Origin of the sequence: Arundinibacter roseus, assembly GCF_004348825.1 — a bacterium.
GTDB lineage: Bacteria > Bacteroidota > Bacteroidia > Cytophagales > Spirosomataceae > Arundinibacter > Arundinibacter roseus.
Map to the genome: position 1 here is coordinate 17,843 of NZ_SMJU01000017.1, position 25,911 is coordinate 43,753.

Here is a 25,911-nt window from a genome sequence, read left to right on the forward strand (position 1 = left end):
TTTTTACAACAAATTTTCAAGTAACACCTTTCCTCCCAATCCAATACAAAGTACCGACGAGAAGATCGTCAGCGCTTTTTGCACCACCGGATTCTGCATTACTTTTTCTGAAAATGGAACGCTGAAAATCCCCGCAGCAAGGATCATTCCGGCCACCGAACCTATACCAAATATCAGCAGGTAAGCCATAGAACTGGCAGCATCGGTGAGTGTAGCCAACACGGACATCATCAGGGCCCCGCTTCCGGCCAGGCCGTGCAGCAGGCCCACGCCATAGGCCAGCGAGTGCTGGGAGTCATGTGCGTGATTGTGGCTATGGGTATGGGATTTTCGGCCCATCTGCATCAGACGAAATCCACCCAAACCAATGAGCATGAGGCCAACTCCTGCTTCCAGAAATCGAAATAATTCTTCCTGAACAACGAGCCGGCCCAACACAAATATACTGCCAATCAGTAAAAGCGTGGACGTGTGCCCAAGTCCCCAGAAAAAGCCATCTTTAACAGCCAGGCGGGCGTTGTTTCGGCGGGTAACGAGCGTACTTACCGCCACGAGGTGATCGGCCTCAAAGGCATGACCAAACCCAACAAGTGCCGCAAAAAGTAAGGGAGTTGCTTCCATTCTGTAATCAAAGTTGAGGGTTAGATTTTTGGGTTAAAGGTTAACTAAGCAGGATCATTGAGTTCATAAAGCATAATCCGGTGGTTTCCGGTATCGGCTACGCCCATCCACGACCCGGCAACGCTCAGGGAAAACGGCCAGTAAAGCTGATGTTCCGTTCCGTAGCGAGAGTTTGAATTTTCGCTGCCGGTAGCAAAATTCAGGTGCCCAATCAGGTTGTCGGCAGGCGCTGCGTTGTGCGTGGGAACCTTCTCAAACCACAGCAAACGGCTATTGCCTGTATCGGCCACGAAAAGTCCATTTTTATAAAAAAAAGCATCATACGTCCAACTGAGTGAGTTTTGTTTAGGAATAAGACTAAACTGATTCATTCCATTGGCGTCAAAATCAGGTTGGCCAATAATCACATCGGCGGGTTTCAGGGGTGCATCCTGCCAGCGATTCCAAAGCAAAACCCGGTAATACTGTGTATCAGCAATTATCAGGCTCCCTGCCTCATTGAGTCGTACAGAATACGGCCAAATGGGCTCATGATTTTCATAATCCCGTACATTAAAGGCTGGTTTTCCGATGACTCCACTTGCGGCGGTAAAATTTTGAGTCGGAATTTCTTCAAAAAACAGCACCCGCCGATTTCCGGTATCAGCGATCCACAGGCTTTTGCCATCCGAAAAAACACCATACGGCCAATGCAGCGACTGCGCAGAGGGTATACTGCCGATGCCCATCACATTGGGTTGATTTTGTTCAAAATCCGGCTGCCCCAGTACTACATCGGCGGCCTGCCCGTGAGTGGTCGGAAACGAATTCCAGATCAGCACCCGGTGATTCCAGGCATCGGCTACGATTAATCGCGTTCCGTCGGACCATACACCGGAAGGATATTGCAACGTATGGCTCGTTACACCGGAGCCGGAGTTTCGTCCGGTGTCGGTTGTATCGAGTTGCCCAAGCACCACATCGGCGGTGGCATATTCTGTACCAGGAATTTTATTCCAGATAAACACCCGATTTTGACCAGTGTCAGCCACGATCAGCCCGTTTGTGTGTAACCAAACACCCCGGGGTGCCAAAAAAGGACTGTCAGGATCACCCTTAAAAACCGTTATTTGGCGCACAACAGGAGGCAGGGTGTTCAGCGAAGCAGTGTAGGTTTCGGAAGTAATGGTCATTGATTAGTCTGGTAAAGCTCTATAAATTCATTAACCATTGGTTTTAAACTGCTGGTAATTGATATTTTCCATAAGTCCGGGGCCCAGTTCTTTATGCACCTGAATACTGGCACCTACAATGTCGTAGGAGAGTTGAGTTACTTCTTTTTTTGTCATTTGAGGAGTTTTTGAGGGTTTAATTTTTTCTTTGAAACAAGTTGTGCTTACTTTTCTTAATTCCTTAATGGTGAAAAAGACCTATTAACAAATACGCGGGAGTTGCTCACCTACCAGCATATTAACAACCCGTTTGCCGCCAATGCGGCTTGTCAGTACTACCTGTGCGGGGTGCTCCGGCACTACTTCGCCAATGATTGCGGCCTGTTTGCCCACGTCAGTTTCACGCAACTTTGTCAATACCTGATCGGCTACGTCAGCGGCAACCAACGCCAGAAAAATGCCTTCATTGGCTACATACAGCGGATCAAGTCCCAGCAGTTCGCAGGCTCCGGCGACATCGTCCAAAACCGGAATTTGCTCTTGCATAATATCAATTCCCAGGCTACAATCGCGCGCAATTTCGTTGAGAACCGTGGCAACGCCGCCGCGCGTAGGATCGCGCAGGAGATGAATAGCGGAACCAAATTCGTCCAGAAGACTCTTGACAGCATGATTCAAATTGACCGTATCACTCACTAGATCCGTCTCAAAATCAAGCCCTTCCCGCACCGACATAATGGCAATGCCATGCGTAGCCACGTAGCCCGACACAATCAGTTTATCGCCCGGCTGAATATAGGTTGTCGAAATTTTTGCCTGCGGATGCACTTGTCCGATACCCGAGGTATTTATAAAAATCTTATCACCTTTTCCTTTCTCCACCACCTTGGTGTCGCCCGTCACAATGGAAACTCCGGCTCGTTCGGCAGCAAATTTTATAGCGACCAGAATCTCCCAGAATTCGCTCATGGGCAGACCTTCTTCAATAATAAAACTAAGGGAAAGATACTTCGGTACGGCCCCGCACATGGCCAGATCATTCACGGTACCGTTCACGGCTAGTTCTCCAATGTTTCCTCCCGGAAAAAAAATCGGTGAAATGACGTAGCTATCGGTAGAAAAAGCCAACGGGCCGGACAGTTCAAAAACGGCGCCGTCGTGGTGCGTGTCGAGTAGCGGGTTTTTGAGTAAGTCAAATACACCCGCTGCAAGTAATTTGGACGTCAGAATACCACCGCTGCCATGACCGAGGGTAATCACATCAAAATCAAGCTGAGGCATGGGGCAGGTAAGAGCGATCATAGGAAGGTTTTGAAGTGGAGTTGATTAAAAGAATTTGGTAAATGAAAGCCGGGCAAAAAAAGGACTTCCTGCCGTAAAATGAATCTCTTCCACGGGTTGTGCTTCGTCAAACAATCGGCTTTCGGTCGCAAATTGAGTTTCTTTCCATTTGGTATTGAGCAGGTTATTGACCGTCAGCCCGAGCACATAATTTTTGCGGGTATAGTTGAGTTGTGCGTCACTGATCAAATACCCTTTTGCTATCAGGCTATTGTCTTCATTGGCGGGGCGGTCGGCCATGTAGCGGTAGCGCAGCGAGCCACTGAATGCTTTTTTACCCTGAATCGTGAGGCCGCCAATGGAAGTAAACGTTGGAGCAAGTGGAATATAATTTTGTCCCGCTTCCTCGCCCAAAGCGCGCGGTTTGGTCAGATTTACATCGACATCCAGAAAAAGTACCGGGAGAATCTGATAGCGGGCCGAAAGTTCTACGCCCTCCCGCCGGGTTTTTCCGCCGGGCTCCACTACGCCCGCATCGCCTACGTACACAAATTCCTGATCCATCCATAAGTACCAGGCGGCGGCATTGATATATAACCGTGGAAAAGGTTTCCAGTTAAGCCCCAGGTCGGTGCCATAGGCAGGGGGTAAAATCTGCCGGCCTCCCTGCGGCACTACCACCCGCGTATCGTTGGAGTGGTACCCTTTGCCGCTATTGACGTAAAATTGCAGCGTGGAATTGGGTGTATAATAGACATTCAGTTTGGGCAGGAAAATTCCACTCGACGCCCGCCCGGAAATTACTCCGAGTTTATCTTCATAGCGATTAGTAAAAATATCATATCGCAGGCCAATATTGACACCAAGCTGAGAATTTATCGTCAGGTTATGATCTACATAAACTCCCACAGCGGCCTCATTGACATCGCCATATTGCAGGCGATTTCGGATTTGGGTTCGGTTCAGAGTTTGCGAAAGTTCCGAATCCTGCGTCAGATCGTGGCGGTAGGTGACGCCCACGGTGCTTTCTGAACGCTTTCCCTGCACGGTGTAGCTGCCGTTGTAGCCAAAAAGGTTTCGTTTTTCAAATTGCCTGATCTGATCACCGTTGATGGGATCATCCAGAAAAAAAGTGAAATTGGAAAAAAGCTCAAACGTATAGTTGGTGTAATAAACCTGATTTTTCATTAAATGCCCCCGAGGCGTAGTCGTCAAAAATTGCAGGTTGACATTCGTCCGTGACGTTTCGCCTCCTTCGGTATCGTCAATTGCGCCATAGTGCGAGATTTGCCCGGACTCAACCGCCCGGTCCGGAATTTGTCCGGAGTGATTCCACTTGCTCCAAAAGGCCGAAAAAGAAGCGTTCAGGTACGTAGATGGGCTGATTTTCCCAAAATATTTCCCCAAAGTATTGAACCGATTAAATCGTTGCGGAGAATCAAAATAGCTATTTGAGAAATTGTATTCCGTAGCGAGAAACGCCGATTGGTTATTTTGTTTGGCTTTTTGACTCAGCAAATCAACCGCACCCAGCACGCGAAAAGTATCAAACTGCCCGATTTCGGCTTTCACAAAACTCCGGTCCAGTACGTCCCGGGTGCGAAAATCGACCCAGCCTGCGGTGGCAAAATTGCCGTGTTCTGCCGAGTAAGGCCCTTTTTTGAACGCTACCTGTTCAATCAACTCAGGGATAATAAAGTGCAAATCGGCATAGCCCTGCCCGTGCGCATGCGAAACCATATTGACCGGCATGCCGTCGGCGGTGAGTTGTACGTCTGTGCCGTGGTCAATATCAAATCCACGCAAAAAAATCTGCTCTGCCTTGCCGCCACCCGCATGTTGCCCAATAAAAAGCCCCGGTACCTGCCGAAGCACTTCCTGAGAATTAATGATCGGCCGCAGGCTAATATCAATTTTATTGATTAGCTGTCGCTGATGTGCCTGTTGGGTATGCACTTTAACCTCTTCCAGTTCAACGGATTGGGTTGTAAGCGAAAAAAGGACGGGTTGCTTTTGCGGAACACTCACACTTTTTTGCACACGTTCAAAGCCAATAAACGTTACCTGCACCTGATAAGAGCCTGCCGGAATATCCTGAAAAACAAATTCCCCTACTTCGTTGGTCGTACGAATCAAGGCCGGATCATCGTCTAGCTGAACGGTGGCTCCGGCCAAAGGCTTGTTGGTAAGTCCCTGAAAAACAATCCCTTTTAATGGAAAGTTTTGAGCGTAGGCGACCACACCAAAAAGTAAAAACAAAACTGTGGTACAACCTTTTCTCATACGTAAGTGCATCTCCTTTTAACTAGTATTTCAAGAAAAAATTTATTCATAAAACATTGACTATCATTTTATTAAAGCCCAACTCCCGAAAAGTGAAAATAAGCTGCGCAGGCTCCTTCCGACGATACCATGGGTGCGCCTAGCGGATTTTCGGGGGTACATTTTTTACCAAACTGACTACATTCATAGGGTTTTTTGATCCCTTTCAATACCTGTCCGGCAATACAATCGACGCACTCCGGTACTTTCGGAATCGAGACCGAAAATTTACGGTTCGCATCAAAAGCCGCAAGCTCAGGCCGCACTTCCAGGCCACTGTGCGGAATGGTGCCAATGCCCCGCCACTCGCGGTCGGTAACTTCAAAAACCTGCTGTATGACCCGCTGCGCTTCGGGGTTTCCTTCGGCAGGAACTACCCGACTGTATTGATTTTCAAGCGTAGCCCGTCCTGCTTCCAGCTGCCGGACGGTCATCAAAATGCCCTGCAAAAGATCTACGGGCTCAAAACCCGTGACGACCATCGGGATTTTGTGTTTTTCTACCAATCCATAATATTCGCTGATTCCCATAATAGTACAGACGTGGCCCGCTGCCAGAAAACCCTGTATCCGTACGTCTTCGTCATTCATGACGGCATCAATTGCGGGCGGCACGAGTACGTGCGAGGCCAAAATGGAGTAATTGGTGAGACCCAAACGCTGGGCGTGAACGACCGACAGTGCATTGGCAGGAGCCGTAGTTTCGAAGCCAACAGCAAAAAACACAACCTCGCGGTCCGGATGCTGCTGCGCTATTTTGACGGCTTCGAGCGGCGAGTACAAAATACGTACATCAGCCCCGCCGGCTTTGGCTTCCAGCAGGCTTTTTCGGGAGCCCGGCACGCGAATCATATCCCCAAACGAGCACATAATGACACCTTTTTCCTCCGCCAAATAGACCGCTTTGTCGATCAAATGAACGGGAGTTACGCATACCGGACAGCCCGGCCCGTGCACCATCCGTACATTTTCGGGTAGTAAATCGAGCAGGCCGTTTTTGACAAGACTGTGGGTTTGTCCACCGCAAACTTCCATGATGGTCCAGGGGCGGGTCGTGATTTTGTGCAACTCACCAACGTAGCTTTCGACCACTTCGGGGTCGCGGTATTCCGTTAAGAATTTCATAGGGTAAGGAGAAAATAAGGTTCAATCGATGATTACTGATCCAGACCGGGGCCGTCGTGGCGGTCAATTTGCGAAGCTTCCACCAGTTCGTCCAGTTCTCCGATTTCTTCCAGATACCGGAACGTCTTTTGGGCTTCCTCTTCATTGACCACACTAATGGCCACGCCCACGTGCACAAGCACATAGTCGCCGATTTCGGCATGCGGAACCATTTCCAGACTAGCCTCTTTGGTTATTCCTCCAAAAAGAATTTTAGCCATTTTTACGGCTCCATTATACTGATAATCAATTGATTTTATTTTTCCGGGAATTGCCAGGCACATACGTATAAGGGTTTAATGAGATTAGAAATAAGTAAGAAGTCCATAGGCCATTTGACCATACGAAACCGATTCATCATTGGGTGATAATTCTTTGTGAAAATAAAGTTCAAACTCCTTTCCCAGGGTAGCCAACAGCAAGTCAACCAAAACGGCATTCTGAAAAACACCGCCACTGCATGCAATTTTCGTTACCGCCTGCTGCCGCGCAAATGCTGCAATACACCCAACGAGCGACAGGTGGAATTTTGCGGCGATCCAATCCTTCGGCTTTTCGTCTGCTAAATCCTGTACAACGCCCCGAATCATTTGCTGCGTGGATAGTAGCCCGGTAGCGGTAAAATCCGGGAGGTATGAATCCAAAGACGACAGCCCGTGCGTACGAAAATAGCCCGCTGCCAGTTGTTCCAGCCGAAGGGCGGCTTGTCCCTCGTAGCTTTGGCGGTCGCCCAGGCCGAGGAGCGAGGCGACGCCGTCAAAAAGCCTGCCTGCTGAACTGGTTTTAAGCGTATTTTGTGCAAGCATTTTTTGATAAATCTGTCGTTCTTTTTCGGAAAATTTAGGTTTCAATAGTTCTGTTGCCTGCGGAATATTTTTACAAAGACACAGCGCCGAAATGCGTGGTTCGCGCGCCATTTTGTCTCCCAGCATCGACTCGAAATAATCGAAATGTGCAACCCTTTCTATTTTTTTATTGGAATAAATAAAAAACTCGCCGCCCCAAATCTGCCCATCGTCCGGGCCAAAACCGGCACCGTCCCAAACAATGCCAGCCACGGACTCAGAGATATTCAGCAGATTATTTTCGGCAAGTACGGCACAAAAATGAGCCGCATGATGCGGAACTTTATGAACCGGTACCGACCATTTTTTACCTAATTCCAGCGCCAGCTGCGTAGAAAAGTAACCTTCATGTGCATCGGCAAAAATACCTTTTACCTGTTGTTCAGGAGAAACAGCAAGAATATGCAGCAAATGAGCCAGCGATTGACGGAAACTTTGCTGCGTTTCGTAGCTTTCAAGGTCACCCATGTACTGACTTACGTACAATTGTTTCAAAGTATAGAGCGCAAAAGTCCCTTTCATAGAAGCACCCATGCTCAAAAAACAACCCGAATGATCCGGCACGCCCGCAAGGTTCAGCACAAGTGCCGCCCCGCGACTCCGGCGAACTACAATTTTCTGGCCACTTCCTTCCGTGAACCGTACCACCGAATCATCCTGCGGAACCACAATCCGGCGATTATGCGTCAGGATAAAATCCGCTACCTGCGGAAGTTGCGCCAGCGCTTTTTCGTCCTCAAACACAATCGGATTTCCGCTGAGATTGCCGCTTGTCGCTACGAGTGGTTTGCCAAAATCAGCCGAAATAAGCGCCAAAAGCGGCGCATACGGCAACATGACCCCCAACTGTTGCAGGCCGGGCGCTACGTCTTCTACCACCGTAGCTCCCGACAAACGCCTCAGCAGCACTATCGGCGCCGCCGAACTTAATAGAGCTTCGGCTTCCTGCTCACGCACAAGTACCTCTCGCTGAGCAGCTTCCAAATTGGGATAGAGTAGCGCAAAAGGTTTAGTGGGCCGATGCTTACGGGATCTGAGCTGCTGTACCGTTTCGGCGTTAGTAGCGTCACCAAGCAACAGATACCCGCCAATCCCTTTGACGGCTACGAGTTTACCCTGATTGAGTACCTGCGTCACCTGCTTTAAAATCATGTTTGAATCCTGCCCTATGGAAAGAACCGCCTCGCCATTTTGCACTTCGTACCAGGCTAGTTGAGGCCCGCAGGCCGGACAAGCCGTGGTTTGGGCATAAAACCGCCGCTCGGTGGGCGCATCGTATTCGGCCTGACATGCTGCACAAAGCGGAAACTCGGCCATCGTTGTTTGCGGTCGGTCGTAGGGTAGCTGCGTGATGCTCGAAAACCGGGGCCCGCATTGCGTACAACTGATAAACGGGTACCGAAACCGGCGGTCGGTCGGGTCGGTTAGCTCGTGTTGGCAGGCCGGACATAGCGCAAAATCGGGCGTAAGCAGGAGCGTAACCTGCGCTGTTTCGTGGCTTTGAACGATTGCAAAATTTTCAAAGAACTGATTATTAATTTCTTTTACAGTAACTTCTGTAATTTGGGCCAAAGCCGGTGCCCGGAGGACAATCTCGTCTACGACCTGTTGGGCGGCTTGCTCGTCTTTCAGCAAGAGCGTCAGACGTACGCCTTCTGACCCGTTACTCACCGTGCCCCGTAACTGCTTTTCACGCGCAATCTGATAGACCAAAGGCCGAAACCCCACTCCCTGCACAAGTCCTGAAAGCTGAATGAGGAAGGTCTTTGTCACGCTGAAAAGGAAAAATTGGAGGTTCGTTTTTAATTAAAAAAGTACACACTATGCCGGTATGAGACTCGCCTTTTTTTCCTGCACTTTTTCTTCCAGCCATGCGCACCAGGCGTCCATTCCTTCGCCTTTCAGGCTCGAAAGAGTAATTACCTCAATATCAGCATTCACAGCGCGGGCATCTTCCGTTACGGCCTCTACCGAAAAAGGAACATACGGCAGCAGATCGGCCTTGGAAACCAGCAGCAACTCGCTTGTCAAAAACATGCGGGGATATTTGCGGGGTTTGTCGTCGCCTTCGGTACTCGCCAACACCGTCACGCGGTAATCTTCGCCCAGATCAAATGCAGCCGGACAAACCAGATTGCCCACATTTTCGATGATGAGCACATCTACACCCGTCAAATCCAGGTGATCGAGCGCCTGATAAATCATCTGCGCTTCGATGTGGCACATGCCGCCGGTAACAATTTGCAGCGCATTGATCCCGACGTCACGCATGCGAATGGCGTCGCGCTCGGTTTCGGGGTCGCCCACGAGAACGGCCATATTCAGGCGGTCTTTCAGCCGTTTGCCGGTTTCCTGCAGCAGCGTAGTTTTGCCGCTACCGGGCGATGAACAAATATTTACCACCAAAATACCCGGCAGTCGGTCGCGGATAGCTTTGGCCACAAAATCGTTGACTTTCAGCAAGTTCATGGTGGTGTTGTCGCACTGCACCGACCCCACCGCTGCTTGATTTGATTTAGGTTTCATAGATATTTTTTGTAATTAAATTAGTCAAAATCAATGGTACTGATCAACAACTCTTCGCCCTGCACCACCTGTCGGCTGGGTTTGCCACAGCTGCACGCAAAGCGGTAATTATGCACTTCGGTGGTTTTGTCGCAGACGTCACAATAAATCAAAATGGGCAGAACCTCAACTTCCAGGGACGTTTTGCGATAGCGGGGTTCGTCTTCGAGCACTGCCTGAAAAGCATTTTGCATCAGAATCGGCTGCACATTGGAAAGCAGACCAACTTTAAGCCGAATGGTTCGTACTTTGTCAATATCGTTTGGAAACTCTTCTTCAAGCGTGCGAAAGACGTTTCGTACCAAAGAAATTTCGTGCATAAAAATGTAGGAATTCTGTTTCTTCAAAATTATCTCTTTTAAAAAGGATGGCGAAATAAAAAACGGCACATTAGAAAACTTTTTCTAATGTGCCGTTTAGCCTGTAAATTTTTAATAATCGTAGAAATCTACGCTATCCGCGGGCAAGCTCGCCATCACCTCAAAAGTACGGGTATGACTTTTGAACAAAATCAATTTTTACTCACCTTACTATTTTATATATGACAAATTACCTGAGAATCGACGGCGAAGACGAACTGTACAATATGGACTATATCCGCAAAATGTGGAAAGCAGATGAGCCAACGGAGGATTCTGAGACGGGTTTGGCCGTTATTTATATGGAATTGGATACAGCCACAAAACTTCACATCAAGTTTGAAAACCGCCTCAAACGTGACTCCACCTTTGATGAACTGTTGACCAAAGTCTCAGTTGTAGAAATTACCACCAAAGCCGAGGAAAGTTTTTCAATTGTTTAACTCGCGAAACCACGGCAAAACTGTTTGAAGCAGCAGGTCTTCGGGAGGTCGTTCGGTGCTGACGGTGAGTACCTGCGGCGCAAGGGAATCCGGCTCATAGCCAACCTGAAAGATTTCGGGCGAATAGTCCGAAAGCCGCATATCCGACACGCCCGGCTCCGTTTCTCTTTTTTTAAGCCGTGTCAGCACCACCGCTTCGGGAGCCGTCGTGTGCAAAATCAGCAGGCAAATTCCGTGCGTGTGGCAATTGGCGACAAGCGTTTGGAGGTATTCCTGTTGCCGAAAAGTTGCGTCCAGCACGACCAAACCTTGTTTGTCGATTTGTTGTCGGGCTTGTTGCCAAAGTGCCTCGTACACGTGTTGGGTATTTTCGGGAGTATAAAGTTTGGCGCGCAGGTGATCCGGCAGCCGCGTAAGCGGATCAAGCCCGGCCTGCTGCTTGCGAATCTGATCAGAGTTAAGATGTTGACAGTTAAACCATTGGGCGAGCCTGGCGGCAAGGGTTGACTTGCCGCTTGCCACGCCACCCATGCAAAGCAACACGGTTGGCCCCGCACCCAGTACAGCGTAGCGCAGCGCCAGTTGATAGTAGCCGTAGGCCTTCTGCCGACTTTCTTCGCGCTTTGCGGCGGGCACTTCCTCTTCAACCGAAGTCAGCCCGTTGATCTTCGCCCGCACACAGGCTCGGTACGTTTTGTAGAAAGTCAGGAGATTGGTTACGGGTTCGGTTTCCAAAGCCGACAACCAGGTGGTTTCGAGCCGCCGCGACAGGTCGTTGCGGTGGCGGTAGTCCAGGTCCATCAGCAAAAAAGCTACATCATTAAGCCAGTCTACGGTTCTTAATTTCTTGTCAAATTCGAGGCAGTCGTACACATTGATCTCTTCTGCCCAGGTAGTATGAATATGCTCCGTGCGCAAGTCGCCGTGGCCTTCAACAATCCGGTGTTGTTGTTCGCGTTGGGCAAACAGGATTGCATGCTGATCCAGAAAATCAAACAAATACTTCTTAATTACCTGCGGTATCGGCGCCGACTGAGCGGGCGTTGGCCGTAGCTCAAAGCCGTGAAAAACGTCTTCGATGGTGTGCCGAATATGCGAGTGATTTCCGTAAGGCGTTAATTCCGGTTTGCTAAGTTGAGTTTGGTAAAAGTCCAGCAGGCGGGCCGCAATGTTGTCCAGCCTGTGCAGCGGAAAATCGTCCTGCCGAATCTGATGTACGAGCATTCCTTCCTCCGGCAGGCGGTGCATCTGAATCACGTAGTCGACCAACCTGCCGCCCGGTTCAAAGCTCAGTTGGCCGTTCGCAAAATAAAGCGGCAACAGCCCTACGTACAGCTGTGGACTCAGCCGACGGTTCAGGCGGATTTCTTCTTCGCAGTAGTACAGCCGTTTTTCGAGCGTCGAAAAATCCAGAAAATCAAACAGCACCGGTTTTTTTAACTTATACACATACCGATCCGTAAGCGCTACGACCGAAATATGCGTCTGCCGGATCTCAACCGTTGCGGTAGGTTCCGAAAAAGAAGACGGATTTGTCAGAAAATCAATGCGGTCAGAAAGACTTGGATCATTCATGAGGTACGTTGGCGTAGGTGAAGCGTACCTAAATGTAGTAAAATTTGGCCGGTCAACTTATGACTTTACGATATAAGAGCGTAAAGCCCCCAAGCTTTAGCTGGGGGATATCAGCGATAATATGCCGAAGGATATTGAGGTTGTGTGCAAGCCCTCCGCGCTACATTTGGGGACTATTTTATTTTTTGGTCTTCAATATATTTTTTGATACTATCCTCTGAAATGTGTCCTATACTTTCAACATAATAGGAACGAGTCCAAAGGGTCGGTAAACGAGATTTCAGCCAATCAAATTCCTTTCTCAATACGGAAGAGGTGTAACCTTTGAGTTGGCTGACGATAAAAATAGGAGAATCATTTGGAGTAGTTTTAATGAAAATATGCACATAGTCGGGCATAATTTCCATTTTTTCAATAGTCCATCCATGTTCAGCGGACTTTTGAAGCAGTAACTCTTTTAATCGAATATCCACGCCATTGATTAAAACTTTTCTACGGTATTTAGGACACCAAATAAAATGGTAGGCACAGTTAAAAGTAGCGTAAGAATTTTTAGCCCAACGAGTATCCATCGAATTTTTAGTTATATGTATGACACAAAGATATTGTTATTTTTGTTATATTTGTGTCATGGAAGTCATACAAACCTACAAGTACAAACTCAAACCCACTACCCAACAGGCAAACCTGCTGGATAATTGGATAGGTACTTGCCGTTTTGTTTATAATTTGGCTCTTGATTGTAAAATTCAGTCGTATCAAAAAGGCGTCAGGCTTTCCAAATATGATTTGATGAAGCAACTACCCGGCTTAAAAGAGGTTGAATGGATACAGTCGGTACCTTCTCAAAGTCTGCAAAATGTCATTGAACGCTTAGATGTGGCCTATCAGAAGTTTTTCAGCGGCGGCGGTTTTCCCAAATGGGCCAAGCGAGGGGAGTACAATTCCATACTCTTCAAGTCAGTTAGTCAAACAGCTACGGGCTTTGTATTGCCCAAAGTAGGGCAGTTAAAAGTTTTCAAAGACCGAATGCCCACGGGCAAGTTAAAAACAGCAATTATCATAAAAGAATCAAATGGCTATTTCATGTGTGTAACCTTTGGCATTGAATCAAAAAATCTCTATCCTACTGACGAGAACCAAGTGGTAGGAATAGATATGGGCATTGCCCATTTTTTGACAGATTCCAAGGGTTGTTATGTTGAGAATCCGAAATATACCAAGAAGTACCAGGCAAGATTAAGGGTAAAAAATCGCTCTTTGGCACGAAAGAAAAAAGGCAGCGGTCGGTTCAAAAAGACAAAATCGGAATTAAGTCGGCTGCATTCAAAAATTGCCAACGTGCGCAAAGATTTCTCCCACAAAGTCAGCTTAAAGTACGTCAAGGAAAACACTTTGATAGTGTGCGAAGATTTGAAAGTGAGGAACATGATTAAGTTCGGTAATTTGTCTAAAAGTATCGCTGATGTAAGCTGGTCAGGCTTTTTTGATAAGTTAAGCTACAAGAGCAAGTTGTACGAAAAGAGGTTTGTACAGGTGAACCCTAAGTTCACTTCTCAAAAGTGTAATTCCTGCGGTCACATAGCCAAAGAAAACCGACTCAATCAAGCCAATTTTCATTGTGTGAGTTGCGGACACCAACAGAATGCAGACTTTAATGCCGCTAAAAATATCTTAGGCGAGGGCATCGCCTTAAATCGTCAACGTGAGGCAATAGCCTGTGCGTAGGTTTTAGAACGGCTGCGGCCGACCGTCTCATTCCCTTTAGGGATGAGAGTATGTCAGTCAATTTGCTTTCCGTTTACCTCCACATTTTTAAATGTAAGTCCATTAATGAGGCTGGGATCGTAGGCTGCATTTTGTGCCTCTACCCGCACATTCTCGAACGTAAACTGCGCTAATTTGTCATACTGCGTGATGGCAATATCAAAGAAAACCGCGCATTTCATGGTGATATTTTTCAGGCTAATGTGCTCCGAATACGACAGCGGAACTTCGGTTCGGCCTTTCAGATCAAAGAACTGTGTCCAGGGTTTTACATATATCAGACTGTGGGCTTGCCCCTTGATGTTTTCTACCGAAATATACTCATACTTCTGCGGCGTATCGGGTCGCATTTTGAGCCACAGAACCCGCATCGCCTCATTGACATAGCAGTTTCGCATCACGATATTACGGTTATGAATAGCTTCGCTGCCGCAGGTCAGGGCAGCGTGGCAAAAGCCAAATTCACAGTTTTCGATCAGGATGTTGGTATTAGCACCGTTGGCCGGGTCGGTGTCGGCCCACGGACCTTTGCCGCCTTTCAGCGCAATGGCGTCATCATTGACCGACATGTAGCAGCCTTTCACGAGCACATTCGTGCAGGCGTCAATGTCAATGGCATCGGTACTGGGAGCTTTCACAGGCGCATGTGGTGAAAAAATATGCAGATCCAGAATCTTCACGTTGGTACATTGGTAGTAGTGGCTCGTCCAGAAACCCGCATTATGCAACTTCACGTCCTGTACCTGCACGTTGGAGCAGTTCCAGACAAACACAAGGCGCGGCCGGGATACTTCCAGATTGGTGCACTGCGGGTTTTCCTTGCGGCGCTGCCAAAACGCCTCCCAGTATTTCAGGCCGTTGCCGTCAATCGTGCCCTTGCCCGAAATCGTGAAGCCATCGACCCCGTAGGCATTGACAAGCGCCGGAAAATAGTCGAGGTTTTGGCCTTCCATCCGGGAGGGGCGGCTGGGGTAATCTGCAATATCGTCGGAGCCTTTCAGTTTGGCACCTTCCGATACGTACAGGTTGGTGTTAGGTTTGAAAAACAGCGCGCCGCTCATAAACGTCCCCTTCGGAATCACGACCACGCCGCCGCCCTGCCGGGATGCCTCGTCGATGACTTTTTGCAACGCCGCCGTTTGGACGAGCGTACTATCCGATTTTACCCCAAAATCCGTAATGACATACGGCTTGCCCAGCTCTGACAGCTGCACCTTTCGGGCATCCAAAAACCATGCAGACATAGGCGTACCGTCAGGAAACACGTTTTTTTGCGCCTCCTGCGCTACTACCAACACACAAGTACTCAGGAGAAAAAGGGCAATCAGGCAGACGTTTTTCATCAGACAATGAGGTTTCTAGTAAGTGCCTGCAAATTTACGAGGGTTTTTGGGATTGATTGTAGGGCGGGGGATTTCGCTCAGGTAAAACTCAAACTGCACATTCCGTTGTTAGTAAGAATCTGTCGCCCTCAACATCTATCTTTGCATCGCAGGAAAACTTAGAATTTCTGAATCATGATTTATCTGGATAATAACGCCACTACCCGCATTGATCCACTGGTACTGGATACTATGATGCCATTTCTTACCGATACCTTCGCTAATGCTTCTTCAACGCATCCGTTCGGGTTAAGTGCAAGTGAGGCAGTTAAGGTAGCCCGGCAACAAGTGGCCACTTTACTTGGGGCAAAACCCAATGAAATCGTTTTTACTTCTGGGGCGACGGAAGCTATTAACACTGCAATAAAGGGTGTAGCCGAGAATTATGCAGGTAAAGGAAAGCATATTATTACTGTCCAAACTGAGCATTCTGCGGTTTTGGATGTGTGCAAATATCTGGAAACCAAAGGATTTGAAGTTACATACCTGCCCGTACTGCCCAATGGGTTGGTTACTCCTGAGTCCCTTCAAAAGGCGTTGCGGACAGATACCATACTGGTAGCAATCATGACGGTTAATAATGAGATTGGCGTGATACAGCCTATCCGTAAGCTAGCAGAATTGACACATGCCGCCGGAGCGCTTTTTATGACCGATGCCACACAGGCCGTCGGGAAAATGCCGCTGAATGTACACGAACTGGATGTTGACTTACTAGCCTGCTCGGCTCATAAGTTTTACGGCCCAAAAGGTGTGGGCGCACTCTACGTCCGACAGCGCCGGGTGAAACTGGAAGCCCTTCTGCACGGTGGAGGACACGAAGGCGGGCGACGGTCTGGAACTCTCAATGTGGCCGGTATCGTAGGGATGGGAAAAGCCGCAGAACTTGCCGATAACCTGCTCATGACAGACACTGAGCGAGTTGGCAGGCTTCGGGATACCCTTGAAAAAGAATTACTTACCATTGAAGGCACACGAGTAAACGGCAGTTCGGAACATCGGCTCTACAACATCACCAATATCCTGTTTGAAGGCTGCGACTCCGAAGCCCTCATCATGGGCCTCGATAACATTGCCGTTTCTAATGGTTCTGCCTGCACCTCAGCATCTCTTGAACCCTCCCACGTCCTCACCGCCCTGGGGCTGACTGAAACGGAGGCTTTTTCGTGCCTACGGTTTAGTTTAGGACGCTTTACTACCGCTGAGGAAATACCGCAGGTAGTACAAGCGGTAAAGCAGGTGGTGGAGAGTTTGAGGGCGATGGTTGGGTGAACTACTTTGTAATTCTATGGCCTCTCTGGTAATGGAATTAGTGTGCTTTCCCCTTCACCCTTCATTTTTGTATAATTTTCGATAATGTACTCATGATCGTGATCTAAATCTAAGAGGTACTTAGTGTATTCACGAGTAAATTTTAAAGAAATAGATTTTGCCATTGTCTGAGCTGCACTATCCCACAGAATATGGTTCCAATGTATACTGTCCAAATTGTCTTGTATTTTATTGAAATTGTTCCAAAATTCTTTTTTTGATCCTTTTTCTGCAATCCAATTTACATAAGCCTCTGCCATTATTTCAATTCCAACGGGCCTTAAAAGCATTGACCCACCCTCTCGGCTTCTAAAATCAGATATTTTTTTTGATTTATCAATAAAAATTTGCCTATATACTGGTACCTCTTCTATTGCTTGTGACCAAAATTCAAAAGTCTTATCATATAACGAATTTAAGATTTTCTCACTAGGTCTAACATTGTTAAAATTGTATTCAGACTTATATAAAATCTGATTTACAGATTTTAAGCAAAGAATCGTAGTAAATTCACTATCTTCTGCCCCTATCTGCTTTGTACCGTTTAATTGAATAAAATTATCTTTTTCAAAGTAATCAAATTCAGCATAAATTTTTCGAGCATTAATGTCAGAAGGATTATCTTCGTTTGTTATTAATTCATCCAGACCAGATACTCTGACAGCTTTTGTGTTAATTTCAGAAAACAATCGTCTAGTTCTTATTTTACCTTCTTTCGTGTCACGATGTGCAACAATAATCATTGGTAACTCATCATTTTGAAATTTTTCAAAATTATCATTGAGAGCTTGTTTTATACCTTCAACTCTATGCTGGCCGTCTATTGAAAATAATTTTTCATCTCCTCCCAGTTCTAGTACACCTAACGTATTTAATACGAAATCATCTATTTCTAACTCTGGAACAGCAGTTGGCCCAAATGCAAAATTATACCAGTTAGGATTTCCACCAAAGATCCCTATAACTGCAGAATTGAAAAACCTTGTTTCTTCTCTTATTAAGTAGCTTGCAATTTTCTTTGACCTTTTTGAAAGTTCACGTTGTAAATAATCATCTAAAGATTTATATTCTCTTATAGAATGATCGTTGTCAATTCTATTAACAACTTCGTAAAATGGCATAACCGTTTGGTAATAAACCCAATCACCAATAATGCCTTTAATTGCCGGAAGTAGTATTCTATTGTCCATAAGCTCCCTCTATAATACTTTGAAGTTGTTGCGGAAATCTTGAATTAATAGGTGGTAAAAAGGCTATTAGAAATTGTGTTTCTAATTCTCTTCGCTTTTTCATATCATATCCTTCTAGTTCTATATATCTAAAATGAAGGTGTTCAGGAAAATCATCAATTATAGTATACACCTTATATTGTCCAGACTTAGGACTGTCTCTCTTTCTTAAATAATCTCCAAAGCGTCGTCGTAAATTGTCTGTTTCACCAACGTATAGAAGATAATTCAAAAATGAGGCATTCAATTTCTTAGGAGAAGCCATGAACATATATAGCCCTTCTTTTTCAGGAAGACTTTCTTGGTTACTTGGCTGAAAATGCACTTCCTTCCAGTCTAATGTCTCATGTTGACCCTGTAGTGTTTCCCATTGGTCAGGACAAATAATAAATTTTCGCCTATATTTTAAGAACATACTTCTTGTATCCCTTTCTGTGGTTGGATCAAAGTATTGTATTCCCATATACTATTCTATTTTTAGTTATCAATTGTGCTAAAAATCATCATTTCTAAATCTTTTTTCAACATATCACTACCTTTGCTAGTATAAGGATACGGTCTACTTCCAGACTCATCTACAAGTCTGATATTTTTTGCTTTGCCTAAATACTCTTTAAAAAAATCGATAGAAATATTTTTGTTTTGGAGGCAAAATGGAAAAATTCTAGTCAAAATATTAATTAGTGCAAGAAATCCAATTGTTCGATGTAAAGCATTTTCTGGTGTTTGGCCAATATCCCAATAACTCTTCCCTTGTTCATCCACAAAAGTTTGTTGTACTGCAATAAAATAATTAAGAAGTGTTCTATACATATTATTATCTTTATCATTAGCATACCAATCTCTAAAAATAGTTCTTTCATTGCCACCACTTAGAAATTGCTTACGGTTATCTAATCTTTCTCTTTCTGCCTTACTAGGAGTAGGAGAGATTAAATTAAGTATTGTTTTTACAAAAATCCCTTGTGAAATAGGAGAATCAAACCCCTTTTCTTTCTTTGCCAGTAATCGAACTCTCTTAAAAAATGGCCCTTTATCGCCTTTATCAGTAATTTTCAATCCATTGAGTTGTAACACGATTGCTAATGCCGTTTTTTGGGGAGAATCCTTGGTAGTCAATCCAAATAAATCAAAGACCAAATCTTGTGAAACTTTAACAGGTGTCCTATTAATTATTGAAAAGAGCATTGCTTGAAATTCTATTTCAGCATCAATAAAATAAGAAACTGTGAATTCAAAATTTTCAAGCTGGTTTAGTTTTTCAGGATCAGAATTATTTCCCCTTAGTTCTTCAATAGCAACCTGAACTCCTCGAAACCTATGCTGACCATCAAAAATTTGAAGATACAAAGGTTTATCTGTCGACAATACATCTACTTTGCTTTTATCGATGAGTAATTCATAAAGTTCATTTTTTTGGAAAATTAACTCTGGCTCTTTAAGTAGAAGTATAGATGGTATAGAAATAAGTATATTATTAGGAAAGCAAGCTTCTTGGTCGGAAAGCAAGTACTCTTTAATACTATTTACGCGTGAGGGATTTGGCTTTCTTTGGATGTAATCATTGTATAGTGGTTGTCCATCTTCATTAAATCCAGTAATCGCACGATTAGTCACTGAAACAATAGTGATTAATTCTTTTGCTGTTATTTTCCCTATAAAAAACTCTACTGAATTTTGAATTACTTTTTGAGAAAAAATAGATAATGTATTAATTTTTGAACTCATCGTCGTCTTTATCTAGGTTTTTTTTTGTATTTGATATTGCATTAGCATAGTCTTCTAACATACTATTTTGAAGCAAAAACATCTTTTTAGCACAGGAAATAGAGTAGAAAAATAATATTAGAGAAACAAAAAATGAAACTAGATAATGCTCTGGCTTGTAATTATTAATAAAATTAGATTGAAATATATACATTATTGTAGTAGTAAATAATATAACAATTCCTACTACGCTAACTTTAAGCTTCATATTTTCGTATAACTCTTTACCTTCTTTTAAATTATCTGGAATATTCTCCATTAGGTAAAAAAAATTAGTAGCTATAATACCAAATGATAATATAGGTAAAGTACCATTGTTCAAAAAACAGTTTAAATTATCGTTGTGTAAATAAGCCTCTAAAAGTGACGCAAGAATAAAAGGGACAAGATTCAATATCACTGATACATAAAACCATTTTTGTGCTTTACTAGCATTATTAATTCTCAAAATATCAAGAATATTTTTCTGTTCAGTAGTGGGTGTAAACACCCAATTAAATGCCCAAAAATAGATAGACTTTAAGAAATCCATTATTATTCTAATATAGAATTTTGTCTTTTTCATATATACTTTTAGCTTTTAGCCTTTTACAAACTCTTCCAAAACTGTCCAACCTCAAATAACTCCCCTTTCTTGAACTCTTTCATATTTGATACTGCCTGACCCTTTTCGATGCGCTCCATGCTGCGGGCCAAAATCGTGGCGTCGCGTTCGCTGAGGCCGAGGAATTTCTGCATCGTTTTAAGGTTCTTGTCCTTGATATTTAGCAGGAACGCATTTTCGCATTCACTTGAAAAATCGAAAGTCGGTTGATTGAACTCGTCGATACCCTGCGAAAGCAACATCACGACCACTCCTTTTGAGCGGATTTCGCGCAACAAACTTTCTAGCAATGCATGGCTTTTTTTGTCCTTGAACAACACATGTGCTTCGTCAATCAGTAATACGTAGCGCAAGGACTGGTAATCGCCGCTGATGGGAGCGTTTTCCATGTTCATGAACGTATTATAAATATAGTTGATCGTCAGAAAGGTAGCGGTAAAGCGTACCGTTTTGTCCAGATCTCCTGATAGGCTGAAATAGTAGTTTTTATTCAGAAAATCGAGATTAGGATGGGGCTGAGAGTCAAACAATTCATAATCGCTAAGACTTTGGATAATCTGCGTCAAGGTATCAGGACGCTGCCCTGTGACGGCAAAAAGCCGTTCTGCAATATCTTTTATACCAGGATATTCGCCACTTTTTGCATCCGCAAACGCTTCTCTCGTAGCATCTTTCAGGACCTGTGCCTGTGCCGGACCCATGCGAGGCGCATAGGTTGTTACGATGTCAACAAATTTACTGATTCCCATGAGTCGTTCTTTCTCATTAATCAGGTTAATAAACGCCAGCGGATTCAGCGGAAAAGGATCTTTGGGCGCATCAATAAACGTAGTATTAGTGCGCTCAAAAAACGGACGCATAGCAATCTCATCATCCTGTTTTAGTCCCTTGAAATCCAGGTACATAAAATTGATGGCACCGCCCGAAATCTCGGAATACTGCCTCAGGATTTCGAGGGCAAATTGCGTCTTGCCGGTACCGCTGCTCCCGGCAACGGCCGTATGGGCATTGTTGCGTTCTTCTTTGTTGTTGATTTCTACCTCCACAGGTTCTTCCGAATTGAGCTGCTTCCCAACCCGCAAACGAACCGGACCTGCAAAGGCACCTTTTTGTATATTCTGCGAGCTATTCCGAACGCTCTCCTGCACCTCGGCTTGTTCGAGAATGTCGGTTCCACGCTCTATATGTTCCATCAGAAAATCAAAGCCGCTGTACCGTGGATTATCTGTAAATATCTTATAAAGCCGTTCCAAACCATCGTCGATGTGCATTTTCAGGTATTTGGTGATGTCCCGGTCAGAATGATGCAAGCCGTAATGCTGGCATACAAGGGCTACGTACAGGTCACGGTTTGAGCCAAACAAAATATCTTCCTTGTACTCTTTTCCGCGGCTATCCTGCACCATTTCTACGGACTCAAACCGAATGCCTTTTGAAAGAGAATAAGATAATGCCACCCGGGCGACAAAGTTTTCGGGACCGCCCTGCGGAAAAAGCTTACGGGTTAATTCGGTAACTACGGTTTTATTGGCTTCGGAGGTTTTTATATTAATGAGCATGGAAAAAGGCTAAAATCAGTGATACATTTCGTCATATTTTTGAAATAGTTCCTCAGCACCTACGGGCACAAACTCGGAATGATCCGCGCTTCGGTTAACTATAAAATAAGCCCCGGCTACGCGATCCGCCAACAGCGAATACTCACTCTGTATAAGTTCTTTGTTCATAAGAGGAAAAATAACTACCTGTTCTGAAATGCTGGGATAGAAAAACTGAATGATATTCAGCGCGTGTTCATCGTCAAACTTTTGCATGGGAGAATCAATGAATACAGGAAACTCAATTTCTGATTCCTCTACCAATCCCCTAAGCAGGGCCGTAGCGTACATTTGCTGTTCTCCTTTTGACAAAGCTTCTTTTCGGATGCGTTCCCCCCGCTTGTTGAGCAAATGAATATCAATGACATCCCGACTTATCTCAACTTCTACGGCGTGGATAAAGCCTTTTTTGTGCATCAGTACCTGCAACCCTTTCAGGATTTGATCTTCCAGCGATTTCTTTTTGCGCTGCTTGAATTTTGCTAAATAGTCACTAAGTCCAGATGATAGCTGAGTGGAAAGAGCGTTCTTGGATTTATTGCGGTCAGAAATGGCGAACTTCTTGCCAAGCTCACTCAGCTGCCGTTCTTTCTGAGCAATCTCGTTATGTTTTACTCCAATCTCGATGTCAAGCGTCCGAATTTTCCCATCTATCTCAGCAATACTCTTTTCCAACTCGTTTTTTTTGTCACGATCTGCACGAACAACGGCGTCATCGGCAATTGCTTCGGCATCTGCTACCCGACGACGAACCTGTGCCAAGTCGTTCTTGACCATATTGTAACCCTGCGTTAGCCGTTTGAATTTTTCTCGGAAAGAAAATCGCAGATTTTGTAAAAGTGTAGTTAATGATTGATGCTGTGAATCAGAAAATTCGTGGAGTACTTTGAAATCAATAGGCTTGTCAATTGTATCAGGAAATAAGTGTTGTTTAACAAGTTTCTTAATCGTTGAAAAATAAAAATTCTGAACTTCAAGACTCAGAACACCTTTAAAGTTTTTTTGCTCATTCAACAAATCATTAATTATTTGATCTGCTTTTTCTTCAACATCTTCAAATCGATATTGGTTTTGTTTAATTTGAAGTTCTAACTCTACTTGTTGAACAATTTCTAGAAACTTACCCCCGGCAATTGCAAAGGGTACTATATCGTAAGATTCTTCCAATTCTCGTTGGAGCTCTCTCATAGAAAGATTCAACTCTACTTCTTCACGTTTTATCGCTTCTAATTCTTCAATTGTTATTGAGTCTCCAAGACGAATTAACTTACGCTGTATTTCATCAACGTCAAATTTTATACCGGCTCGTTTTTCCTTTAAATCATATATAAAAGATTCATTATTATTAATAATCAATCTTGCATTTTCTACATCAGCTTTTAAGCTATTGTACGCCATCTGATCCTTAGGACTTGCCGATTCAGCAGCTAATCGTAATCTAGTTTCTTCATATTCTCTTTTTAAATCTTCATACTTTTTAATTCCAAGTATTTCGGAGTATGCAAAACTAAGTTTTTTACGTTGTTCGGCTGTATTTATTTCGGCAAGAGTTACAATTTTTTCTGCATCAAAGAAGAAAAATTTTGCAATTTCAATTGGCAATAAAAAATCTCTAATGAAGATCTCTTCACCTTTAAATCTGTCTGTTCCTAAATCTGAAATTAACTGATTTTGAAAACTATCAATCAAGATGGTTAAATTTTCACCAGATCTTGTACTGTATTCTCTTTTGATTCTTATTTCTTTACAAGTCAATTCAGGGATTATTGCATCAGCAATTGTAATCTCTACTGAAAAGGCTTCGGTACCTTCTATCTTTGCTTGTCTATTCAGGCTATTTGCAATATATTTAGGATAACCTCCCTGACTTTCAATTTCTTTTGCATATAATTCATCTACATCGGGCATTTGTCTACCGTACAAACACCATACTAAAGACATTAAAAATGTTGTTTTACCAAAACCATTCTTTCCGCTAATGACAAAAATATTTTTCTCTTCACTAGTATGAAGTGCTATTTCATTCTTTCCGTAATAAATCCGAAAATTTTCAAGTACTATTTTTTGGATAACCATTCGTTTATTTCTTCAATTTGAATTTCCATTCTTATTTTTTTTCGTTCAAGCATTATATTGAAGACACCTTTTTCACTTTCTGACATTTTTAAATCAATAGCGAAAGGTTTTTCACATACTCGATCATTTAACCAATCTGATAGAGACTCTGGCAAAACAGAATCATCACGTGCTTCAAATTGATCAGTCTTATAAACCTTACCTTCATAGGTAAAGAATGGAGAATGTGGTGGTTGATCTACATCAATAATTGGCCTTGCCACTATCTGATTTTTATCTTCAAATACAGCTAGATCGAAAGGAGAGTAGGGGAAATGTAGATAAGCAAAGGTGAAATCGTATTTCTCTTTATATGCTATCATTTTTTCCTTTGTTTTTTCTTATTCAAAAATTCATCCAGAAGATTTTCGATATCATTTTGGAGGCCTCGTTTTCGGACCATGAGCGATTTGGTTTTCATGATTTTGAGGGATTTCTGGATTAATTCAACGTGGTCGGGTTCAAATACTTCGTGAAGGAGTTCTTCTTCTTCCCGAAACTTGTCTTCGTGCTTACTCATGTCAATAGGCGTCTCGTATATGCGGTTATAAATGTCGGATACTTTCTGATTAAAAATCCCGTCACGGTACCACAACACCTGAATGGCTACGAGTTCCTGATGAGAGATGAGTTGAGTAGTTTCGCCCTGCGATTGTTGAATTTCCCGCTGAGCGTTCAGTACCATTTCTAATATTTTGGCTCGATAGTCGGGTGTATAAGGTCCCCAGCTATCTTCCTCCTCGGCCTCCCTCATTTTAAGGCGGTCTTGCCGCCGAAATACTTCCCGCACCTCCCGATTATTTCTATTGAGCACCAATTCGTCCCGAAGTTCCATCAAAGGCCACATCCATTCTTCCCCATTCTCAATCAGCCCTTCCATAGATTTATCCCGACTGACAACCGTACAAACCCAGCAACCAAAGCGGCTGTTCCCACAGGAAGGTGTAGTATCATCAATTACCAACGGACAATCTCCACTGTTGGCGTTTCGGTACAGGGTTACCAATTCTTTATGCGTTCCGCCCCAGGGAGGTGGTACTTGCATGAGGTATTGCCACACTTCGTTCGTTTCAATATCCTTTATGGGTGCATAAACAAAAGCATTTTGCAGGATGTGTTTACGAAGGCGCTGTCCTTTAACTTCATATTTTTTGATGCTTCGAGCGCGATTTGAACTTTCTGCCGAACGGGTTCCCAGCAAAATAATAACCTCTCCTTTTTGACTGATCTGACTTTTGATAAAACGGGTAGTCGGATCAATTTTGAGGCGTTCGGTACACCAACGGAAAGTATTATTTGGGGCAGGATAGCCAAGCCCAAGAAGTTTTACCCAAAAAGTATCCTCCAATACAGGCGACGTACGCTGTACTTTAAAAGGTATGTCCTGAGAAACGGCTGCTTCTTCAATTCGATGCAGTGTTCGCTCCACAAATTGCACGATCCTTGGATTTTCAACCAATGTATCGTTACAAACTATATAGATATCACGCTGATAGCGAGTCCCATCCGGGATTTTTTTGAGCGCATTCCAGACCAGTTGTAATAAAAGCGTAGAGTCTTTCCCCCCGCTAAACCCAATAACCCACGGACGATTATTATCGTCAATAAGGTATTGATCGAGGATTTCCTGTTCTATGAATGGTATTTTGATGGACATGAGAAGGTACTAATTTTCGAAATGCGGTAAGTTACTACGTTTTTCTGAATTTGAGAAAATGAAACTCCTTTGTTTCTTCCACCTTTACCTTCTTCGCTTCAAAGAAATGCCACTCTCTCCCCGCCAACCCATCTGGAACAATTTCTTTAGAAATAA

The 25,911-nt window shown here is 44.3% G+C and carries 24 protein-coding genes; 3 read left to right on the forward strand and 21 right to left on the reverse strand.

The window, feature by feature from the left end; all coding sequences use genetic code 11:
• Positions 1 to 3: 3 nt before the first annotated feature.
• The 10 genes from EZE20_RS20860 to EZE20_RS20905 form a co-directional block, all read right to left on the reverse strand.
• Positions 4 to 621: an urease accessory protein gene (locus EZE20_RS20860; protein ID WP_132121392.1), complete on the reverse strand. Its 618-nt coding sequence runs from the start codon at positions 619 to 621 to the stop codon at positions 4 to 6.
• A 44-nt stretch (positions 622 to 665) separates the two neighbouring features.
• Positions 666 to 1,793, reverse strand: coding sequence for an NHL repeat-containing protein (locus tag EZE20_RS20865; protein ID WP_132121394.1), 1,128 nt, complete (start codon positions 1,791 to 1,793; stop codon positions 666 to 668).
• A 30-nt stretch (positions 1,794 to 1,823) separates the two neighbouring features.
• Positions 1,824 to 1,949, reverse strand: a complete 126-nt coding sequence (locus EZE20_RS24565; RefSeq protein WP_262709667.1) for a GxxExxY protein — start codon at positions 1,947 to 1,949, stop codon at positions 1,824 to 1,826.
• Between the two features lie 84 nt (positions 1,950 to 2,033).
• Positions 2,034 to 3,074 carry a hydrogenase expression/formation protein HypE gene (hypE, locus tag EZE20_RS20875; RefSeq protein ID WP_228713929.1) on the reverse strand — a complete coding sequence of 347 codons (1,041 nt, stop codon included), beginning with the start codon at positions 3,072 to 3,074 and terminating at the stop codon, positions 2,034 to 2,036.
• Between the two features lie 24 nt (positions 3,075 to 3,098).
• Entirely contained in the window at positions 3,099 to 5,336 is a 2,238-nt protein-coding gene (locus EZE20_RS20880) for a TonB-dependent receptor (protein ID WP_132121396.1), read from the reverse strand.
• A gap of 71 nt (positions 5,337 to 5,407) precedes the next feature.
• Positions 5,408 to 6,499 carry a hydrogenase formation protein HypD gene (hypD, locus tag EZE20_RS20885; RefSeq protein ID WP_132121398.1) on the reverse strand — a complete coding sequence of 364 codons (1,092 nt, stop codon included), beginning with the start codon at positions 6,497 to 6,499 and terminating at the stop codon, positions 5,408 to 5,410.
• Positions 6,500 to 6,531: 32 nt separating this feature from the next.
• On the reverse strand, positions 6,532 to 6,822 hold the full coding sequence (locus EZE20_RS20890) for a HypC/HybG/HupF family hydrogenase formation chaperone (RefSeq protein ID WP_132121400.1): 291 nt from the start codon (positions 6,820 to 6,822) through the stop codon (positions 6,532 to 6,534).
• A 21-nt stretch (positions 6,823 to 6,843) separates the two neighbouring features.
• Positions 6,844 to 9,156 carry a carbamoyltransferase HypF gene (hypF, locus tag EZE20_RS20895; protein ID WP_132121402.1) on the reverse strand — a complete coding sequence of 771 codons (2,313 nt, stop codon included), beginning with the start codon at positions 9,154 to 9,156 and terminating at the stop codon, positions 6,844 to 6,846.
• 48 nt (positions 9,157 to 9,204) lie between these two features.
• Positions 9,205 to 9,909, reverse strand: a complete 705-nt coding sequence (hypB, locus tag EZE20_RS20900) for a hydrogenase nickel incorporation protein HypB (protein ID WP_132121404.1) — start codon at positions 9,907 to 9,909, stop codon at positions 9,205 to 9,207.
• Between the two features lie 20 nt (positions 9,910 to 9,929).
• Entirely contained in the window at positions 9,930 to 10,268 is a 339-nt protein-coding gene (locus EZE20_RS20905) for a hydrogenase maturation nickel metallochaperone HypA/HybF (protein WP_132121406.1), read from the reverse strand.
• Positions 10,269 to 10,489: 221 nt separating this feature from the next.
• Between EZE20_RS20905 and EZE20_RS20910 the strand changes: the two genes are divergently transcribed.
• On the forward strand, positions 10,490 to 10,750 hold the full coding sequence (locus EZE20_RS20910) for a hypothetical protein (RefSeq protein ID WP_132121408.1): 261 nt from the start codon (positions 10,490 to 10,492) through the stop codon (positions 10,748 to 10,750).
• On the opposite strand, the gene EZE20_RS20915 is transcribed toward EZE20_RS20910, so the two are convergent.
• The gene (locus EZE20_RS20915; protein ID WP_132121410.1) at positions 10,739 to 12,325 is read right to left on the reverse strand and encodes a bifunctional aminoglycoside phosphotransferase/ATP-binding protein; all 1,587 of its coding nucleotides are present in this window, start codon (positions 12,323 to 12,325) and stop codon (positions 10,739 to 10,741) included. The two genes, EZE20_RS20910 and EZE20_RS20915, sit on opposite strands and share 12 nt — an antisense overlap.
• Positions 12,326 to 12,498: 173 nt before the next feature.
• Positions 12,499 to 12,897 carry an IS200/IS605 family transposase gene (gene tnpA / locus EZE20_RS20920; protein ID WP_132121412.1) on the reverse strand — a complete coding sequence of 133 codons (399 nt, stop codon included), beginning with the start codon at positions 12,895 to 12,897 and terminating at the stop codon, positions 12,499 to 12,501.
• A 58-nt stretch (positions 12,898 to 12,955) separates the two neighbouring features.
• On the opposite strand from tnpA, the gene EZE20_RS20925 reads away from it, so the two are divergent.
• Positions 12,956 to 14,053, forward strand: a complete 1,098-nt coding sequence (locus EZE20_RS20925; RefSeq protein ID WP_228713931.1) for an RNA-guided endonuclease InsQ/TnpB family protein — start codon at positions 12,956 to 12,958, stop codon at positions 14,051 to 14,053.
• A gap of 53 nt (positions 14,054 to 14,106) precedes the next feature.
• Here EZE20_RS20925 and EZE20_RS20930 read toward each other — a convergent pair whose 3' ends face one another.
• Positions 14,107 to 15,435: a rhamnogalacturonidase gene (locus EZE20_RS20930; RefSeq protein ID WP_132121416.1), complete on the reverse strand. Its 1,329-nt coding sequence runs from the start codon at positions 15,433 to 15,435 to the stop codon at positions 14,107 to 14,109.
• 174 nt (positions 15,436 to 15,609) lie between these two features.
• On the opposite strand from EZE20_RS20930, the gene EZE20_RS20935 reads away from it, so the two are divergent.
• Complete coding sequence (locus EZE20_RS20935; protein ID WP_132121418.1) at positions 15,610 to 16,746, forward strand: cysteine desulfurase family protein; 1,137 nt, start codon at positions 15,610 to 15,612, stop codon at positions 16,744 to 16,746.
• Between the two features lie 14 nt (positions 16,747 to 16,760).
• On the opposite strand, the gene EZE20_RS20940 is transcribed toward EZE20_RS20935, so the two are convergent.
• Genes EZE20_RS20940 through dndC form a run of 8 tightly spaced genes read right to left on the reverse strand, consistent with a single transcriptional unit; the run spans position 16,761 to position 25,755 of the window.
• Positions 16,761 to 17,975: a DGQHR domain-containing protein gene (locus EZE20_RS20940; protein WP_132121420.1), complete on the reverse strand. Its 1,215-nt coding sequence runs from the start codon at positions 17,973 to 17,975 to the stop codon at positions 16,761 to 16,763.
• On the reverse strand, positions 17,965 to 18,477 hold the full coding sequence (locus tag EZE20_RS20945; protein WP_132121422.1) for a GIY-YIG nuclease family protein: 513 nt from the start codon (positions 18,475 to 18,477) through the stop codon (positions 17,965 to 17,967). The genes EZE20_RS20940 and EZE20_RS20945 overlap by 11 nt, the downstream gene beginning before the upstream one ends.
• A gap of 14 nt (positions 18,478 to 18,491) precedes the next feature.
• Complete coding sequence (locus EZE20_RS20950; protein ID WP_132121424.1) at positions 18,492 to 19,742, reverse strand: DGQHR domain-containing protein; 1,251 nt, start codon at positions 19,740 to 19,742, stop codon at positions 18,492 to 18,494.
• Entirely contained in the window at positions 19,726 to 20,346 is a 621-nt protein-coding gene (locus EZE20_RS20955) for a hypothetical protein (protein ID WP_132121426.1), read from the reverse strand. Before EZE20_RS20955 ends, EZE20_RS20950 begins: the two co-directional genes overlap by 17 nt.
• A 23-nt stretch (positions 20,347 to 20,369) precedes the next feature.
• Positions 20,370 to 21,944, reverse strand: coding sequence for a helicase HerA-like domain-containing protein (locus tag EZE20_RS20960; protein ID WP_132121428.1), 1,575 nt, complete (start codon positions 21,942 to 21,944; stop codon positions 20,370 to 20,372).
• A gap of 15 nt (positions 21,945 to 21,959) precedes the next feature.
• A complete protein-coding gene (locus EZE20_RS20965) occupies positions 21,960 to 24,059 on the reverse strand; it encodes an AAA family ATPase (protein ID WP_132121430.1) in 2,100 nt (699 codons plus the stop codon).
• Positions 24,041 to 24,421: a hypothetical protein gene (locus tag EZE20_RS20970; RefSeq protein WP_132121432.1), complete on the reverse strand. Its 381-nt coding sequence runs from the start codon at positions 24,419 to 24,421 to the stop codon at positions 24,041 to 24,043. Before EZE20_RS20970 ends, EZE20_RS20965 begins: the two co-directional genes overlap by 19 nt.
• A complete protein-coding gene (gene dndC, locus EZE20_RS20975) occupies positions 24,418 to 25,755 on the reverse strand; it encodes a DNA phosphorothioation system sulfurtransferase DndC (RefSeq protein ID WP_132121434.1) in 1,338 nt (445 codons plus the stop codon). Before dndC ends, EZE20_RS20970 begins: the two co-directional genes overlap by 4 nt.
• Between the last annotated feature and the right edge of the window lie 156 nt (positions 25,756 to 25,911).